The sequence below is a fragment of the Duganella vulcania genome (genome assembly GCF_009857655.1).
GTDB lineage: Bacteria > Pseudomonadota > Gammaproteobacteria > Burkholderiales > Burkholderiaceae_D > Rugamonas > Rugamonas vulcania.
In genome coordinates this window covers 1-5,293 of sequence record NZ_WWCX01000185.1, presented here as the reverse complement: position 1 = coordinate 5,293, position 5,293 = coordinate 1, and the positions used below count along the sequence as shown (strand labels likewise).

Below are 5,293 nucleotides of genomic sequence, written 5' to 3'. Positions count from 1 at the left end.
TCTCGCCCTGCAGCAGGTCGCGGTCGATGGCGGCGGCCACCAGGCGCGCCGCCTGGCCCGTGTCCGCCATCAGCGTGTCGCGCTCGCGCTGGTAGAACTGGGCCACCACGGCGCCGAAGCCGATCACCGTCGGCAGCGCGCACGCCAGCACCAGCAGCGCGATCTGCGAGCGGATGGATGGCAGGCGGCGGGGCGGTGCTGGCACGTGGTGGGCCTCGGCGGTGATGCGGGTTCAGGCAGGCAGCACGATAGTAGCCGAGACTGGCCGTTTCAGAAAGCGATTTTGTCCATGTCAGAGGGGCTTGCCACGGGCGTAGCTCCAGGCCAGCTCGGCCATCGGCCTGGCCATGCGGCCCGATTCCAGCGCCTGCGCGCTGGCCGCCGTGCCGTCCACGTGGCGCTTCATGATGCCTTGCATGATGCTGGCCAGGCGGAACATGTTGAAGGCCAGGTAAAAGTTGAAATCCTCCAGCCGGATGGCCTTGCCGGTGCGCTCGGCGTAGCGGGCGATGTATTCCTGCTGCGACGGGATGCCCAGCGCCGCCAGGTCGAGCCCGGCGATGCCGCGGAACTGGCCGGGCGCGATGTGCCAGCTCATGCAGTGGTAGGAGAAGTCGGCGAACGGGTGGCCCAGCGTCGACAGTTCCCAGTCCAGCACGGCCAGGATGCGCGGCTCGGTCGGGTGGAACAGCAGGTTGTCGAGGCGGAAGTCGCCGTGCACGATGGAAGTGTCCTCGCCGGGCGGAATGTGGGCCGGCAGCCACGCGATCAGCTGGTCCATCGCCTCGATGGACTCGGTCTGCGAGGCCAGGTATTGCTTGCTCCAGCGCTCGATCTGGCGCGCGAAGTAGTTGCCCGGCTTGCCGTAGTCGGCCAGGCCGATGGCCGCGTAGTCCACCGTATGCAGCTGGGCGATCACGCGGTTCATCTCGTCGTAGATGGCGGCGCGCTCGGCCGGCGTCATGCCGGGCAGGGCCTGGTCCCACAGCACCCGGCCCTCGACGAATTCCATCACGTAGAAGGCGCGGCCGATCACCGATTCGTCGGTGCACAGCGCGTACTGGCGCGCGGCCGGGAAGCCGTGCTTGCTGAGGGCGTCCATCACGCGGTACTCGCGCTCGATCGCGTGCGCGGACGGCAGCAGCTTGGCGGCCGGCGCCGGCTTGGTGCGCAGCACGTAATGCCGGCCGCCGATGCTGAGCTTGTAGGTGGGGTTGGACTGCCCGCCCTTGAACTGCTCCACGCCCAGCGTGCCTTCCGGATAGCCGGCCACGTGCTGGCGCAGATAGGCGTCCAGCGCCGCCACGTCGAACTGGTGGCGCGCCGACACCGCCTTGGTGCCGATGAATTCTTCGAACATGCTGTCTCCCGCTGTTATGAGTAGCAGCTATTCTAGTCCAATAAAAGTACGTGCGTGCTTTTTATTTTCAGAAGGTGAAACTTTGTCATGTGACAATTCTAGGGTATTTCATTAAATAAATATTGGTACAATTACTTCTTATTAAATCAACTCAAAGGTGAACGTGTTCAAAAAATCCTTGGTATGTTGTGTATTGACTGGCGCCATGCTGGGTGCGGTCTCGGTGCCGGCCATGTCAGCGCCGAAAGCGGTGCAGACAGCGTCCAGACTGGACCGCTTGCTTGCCCCGATCAAGTCCAAGCAAGACCTGGAGCGGTATTTGGCGGTCACGCCTGAATATCAGTCGGCCTTTTCCGTCTTGACGCCGGCCAGCCGCAGGGCCTTCATCGACAGTCTGACATTCAACCAAAACGGATTGACCGGTTTTTCATATCGGGATTTGCAAGCGGAGTTGACACCGACCCAGATCGACAAAATCCTTGCGCTGTTTGGCGCGCGTAACACTATCGCGTTGATGCAACCGGTCCGCGTTGTCTCGGCCAAGGACAGGAAACTGATCGCGGCCCGAAGCTTCAGCCGTTGCGGCAGCAGCGAATGCGGTGAAGACGGAGGCGGCTATTCCGATGATCCGGGTGGTGGATGGGACGACGGCGGCGACTCGAACGAGCCGGCCGAGCCGGCTGAGCCGCCTTCTCCGCCGGCGCCAGATCCGAACGACACCACGGATAAAGACGTCGCTGGATATGCGTGCACGGCACGCGCCACATGCGAGGTTAAAAACTTCAGTATTTGTCGCAAGGGATGTTGAGCTTTCCCGCCGATTTGACGGACATGCCTGGACCGCCGCTTATTTCCCGCCGCCGCGCTTTGCGGTTGGCGGCGGGCATGGGCGCGTGGATGGCGGCCGCTCCGCTGGTCCGTGCCGCATCGCCGGCCGCTTTTGAGCTGGCGCCGGCGGTCTTTGAAGAGTATGTCTGGTCCTTGCATTTGCCGCAGGCTGACGCCGCGCCGCTTTACCTTGCGTATTACGCCGCCAGGCTTCGTACGGCGAACTCCATGGCGCATCTGAAGCAGTTGCCGACGCAGGCGGTAGCCAAGGCCTTCGATGAGCTATATGCGATTATTTTTTATACGGCCGATCAACAGGTTCTGCATCACCTGATCGACGTCCTCGGCGTCTTAAGCCAGCGGCAGCAGGCCACGCAGCTTCCACTACAGCGGACCTACAACGCTTGCTATTACTGCCGGAGAGCCGATGCCGCCAGCCAGCTGGTCCTGAAATTTCCCGGCCATTTAAGGCTGGCCCCGGACATCCGCCTGTCCACCGGCGCCGGCATCGCCACGCCTACCGTGATGCATCTTGCTTCCGGGCGCAGCGAGCTGTTTGCGATGGCTGGTTCGCTGCCGGAAAACCCTGCGGTATTGATGATCACGCATCCCGGTTGCCATTTTTCGCTGAACGCTTTCACCGCGATAAGGGAAGAGCCGCCGCTGATGCGGCGCCTGGAGGGGAGGTTGCAGCTATTGGCGCCTCATCAAATAGACTTCGACGTCGATGACTTTGTTAAGTGGAATCACCGGTATCCGTCCATGCCCATGTCTCTGGCATATCATTGGCGCGGCTGGCCGATGCTGGACATGCGTGAAACCCCCACGTTTTATTTCATCAAAGGTGGCATGGTCCAACACGTTATGAAGGGATGGCGGGACGACACGGCCAAGGACCATCTTCGGCTCGGCTTGGCGAAGATAGATTTGTAGTCATATCAATGAAGAAAACCATATATGGGGCGCTGGTCGCCGGTGCCGGGTTCGCGGCGTTTTTGTTAAGTGCATCACCGTCTTCCGTAGCCCCGGCCGATGCCGGCCATGCCGCCTGGCCGACCCAGTCTGTACCGGCTCCGGTCACTTCCGTGGCGGCCAGCAGCCATGCGCCCTGCGAACAGGCCACCGCTGAACCGGACGAGATTCGCCAGTTTTCAATCAGTCGATTGGCCGGTCAAGTACAGCTTGAATTGTCGACGGCATTGACCGATCCGGCATCCGCATTGACGAAAGCCGAGCAAGGCCATTCCGCTGCGGCGATTGCAGTGTTGTATCTGGCGGCGAATTGTTCGCGCCTGAGAGGTCGATTCGATTTCTTTGGATTGGTGCCGGACGACTTGGATTTGCCGTCCATGAGAACCTGCCGCCAGTTGCCCCGGCAACTTAGGCGTAGCCCACTCACCGTCTTGGACAAGGTGATCGAGGCTTCGCCCGAAGCACAGTTGCTGTATGCCGCGAATGGGCTCCTGGTGCGGCAGGCCCGGCTAGCGGAAGTCGTGCCGGGTTCGCCCGGCCGGGACGACGCAGAACTGGCGTCGGAATTGGCGTCGATAGAAAAGAAGGCGCTGCGTGCCGCGCATGCCGGCGTCAGCGAGGCTTATTTGTTCCTGGCGATGCACTATGACGACGGCAGTTTGGGCGCCGTTGACGCGCATAAGGCCAGTTATTTTGCCCGGCAATTTCACGCCGAGCGGCCGGACGCCGGCGCAGCCCGGCGGCTGGCCTATTTCAAGCAACGCTCGCCGAGCGAAGCAGCGCCGGCAGCGCCATGCGGGAAGGGTGGAGGAAGCCGGGTCATCAACCCGTTTTCCGGCCGCGGTTGACGTGGCGAGCCTGATCGCGTCGGACCGCCGCCGCGTCAGAAGAACAGGGCGGTGCGCTGGATGACTGTGCCGTTGTTGGTGTAGGGGGCGGTGGCGCGCACCGAGCCGGTGTTGTATTTGCCGTCGTCCAGCTTGCTGTCGACCTGTTCGGCGAACGAGTCCGGCAGGTTGTCGAGGCGGATGCCGTTGCCGCCACGGCCGCCCACCACGTCGTTGTAGATGTAGACCGCGCCGCCCTGCGCGCTGGTCATGAAGTCGGTGGTGCCGTTGAACGAGCCGGTGATGAAGCCGGCCAGCGCCAGGTGCTGCGGCGCCAGCTGGTATTCGGCGATCTGGCCGTCGCCGTTGCCGTTGCCGGTGGCGCCCGGCGCGTGGGTGGTGGCCTGCGGATCGTCGCCGGGCAGGGCGTGGAACTTGTCCTGGTAGGAGTTGACCGCCGCCGACAGGGAGTTCGATTGCTGGATGATGTTCTTGACCTTGGCGCTGTCGATCAGCCCCTGCCCCTTCAGCACGCCGCCCAGCAGCAGGCCGATGATGACCAGGACAATCGCAATCTCAACCAGGGTGAAGCCGCGTTGGGCTCGCTGCATGGGGCATCCTTTCGTAACGGTGTCGGTGGCGCAAAGACTTCGCGCGCTGTAACCATCATGATAGACGGAAAGTGCCGTCCCGCCTAGCGTGGCTGATGCGCCGGCGGATGCGCCGGCGGCGGCAGGTCTTGCAGCCGCCGTTCCAGGAAACGCAGCTCGTTGGGGTCGGTGATCTGGCCGCTCGACAGCAGCGCGCCGATCAACGCCCGCGTGGCCTCGGCCTGGTCCATGTCCTCCACCACGAACAGCTCCAGTTCGCGCGCCCAGGCCGGCACCTGCGGGCCGGTGGCGCGCAGCCGGATCGCCTGCGCGTAGCGGCGCGCCAGCGGCAGGTCGTGCAGCCGGTGCTGCGCCACCACGGCCGCGTGGGCCAGCCACGGCCAGCGCCGGTCCGGGTCCTCGCCGAAGCGCTCGTAGACCAGCTCCAGCATCTGCCGCACCCGCGCCGGATCGCCGACCGCGCCGTACACCTCGCTGGCGGCCAGCAGCGGATACTGGCTACGCGGATCGAGCTCCAGCACGCGCTCCAACCACTGGCGGATGCGGCCGTAATCGAGGTCGCGCCAGGCGATGGTCACGCCGGCCTGGTCGTCGTGGCCCTGCACGTACAGCATCAGCAGCCGCGACAGCGCCAGCGGATCGCCCAGGCTGGCCAGCCGCAGCGCGGCCGGCGACGGCGCCGGCGGCAGCGCCTC

At 64.0% G+C, this 5,293-nt stretch carries 7 protein-coding genes; 3 read left to right on the top strand and 4 right to left on the bottom strand.

Features of this window, described 5'->3' with window-relative positions:
• Both GTP90_RS34805 and GTP90_RS34800 read right to left on the bottom strand, forming a co-directional pair.
• A partial coding sequence (locus GTP90_RS34805; RefSeq protein ID WP_161087795.1) for a hypothetical protein occupies positions 1-205 on the bottom strand: 205 nt, incomplete at its 3' end.
• 87 nt (positions 206-292) lie between these two features.
• Positions 293-1,360, bottom strand: a complete 1,068-nt coding sequence (locus GTP90_RS34800; RefSeq protein WP_161087794.1) for a phosphotransferase — start codon at positions 1,358-1,360, stop codon at positions 293-295.
• Between the two features lie 163 nt (positions 1,361-1,523).
• Here GTP90_RS34800 and GTP90_RS34795 point away from each other — a divergent pair, with 163 nt between their 5' ends.
• Genes GTP90_RS34795 through GTP90_RS34785 form a run of 3 tightly spaced genes read left to right on the top strand, consistent with a single transcriptional unit; the run spans position 1,524 to position 4,008 of the window.
• Positions 1,524-2,168, top strand: a complete 645-nt coding sequence (locus GTP90_RS34795) for a hypothetical protein (RefSeq protein WP_161087793.1) — start codon at positions 1,524-1,526, stop codon at positions 2,166-2,168.
• A complete protein-coding gene (locus GTP90_RS34790) occupies positions 2,162-3,121 on the top strand; it encodes a hypothetical protein (protein ID WP_161087792.1) in 960 nt (319 codons plus the stop codon). The genes GTP90_RS34795 and GTP90_RS34790 overlap by 7 nt, the downstream gene beginning before the upstream one ends.
• An 8-nt stretch (positions 3,122-3,129) precedes the next feature.
• Positions 3,130-4,008, top strand: coding sequence for a hypothetical protein (locus GTP90_RS34785; RefSeq protein WP_161087791.1), 879 nt, complete (start codon positions 3,130-3,132; stop codon positions 4,006-4,008).
• 35 nt (positions 4,009-4,043) lie between these two features.
• Here GTP90_RS34785 and GTP90_RS34780 read toward each other — a convergent pair whose 3' ends face one another.
• Together GTP90_RS34780 and GTP90_RS34775 are read right to left on the bottom strand one after the other, a co-directional pair.
• Complete coding sequence (locus tag GTP90_RS34780) at positions 4,044-4,598, bottom strand: prepilin-type N-terminal cleavage/methylation domain-containing protein (RefSeq protein ID WP_161087790.1); 555 nt, start codon at positions 4,596-4,598, stop codon at positions 4,044-4,046.
• 83 nt (positions 4,599-4,681) lie between these two features.
• A partial coding sequence (locus tag GTP90_RS34775; protein WP_161087789.1) for a hypothetical protein occupies positions 4,682-5,293 on the bottom strand: 612 nt, incomplete at its 5' end.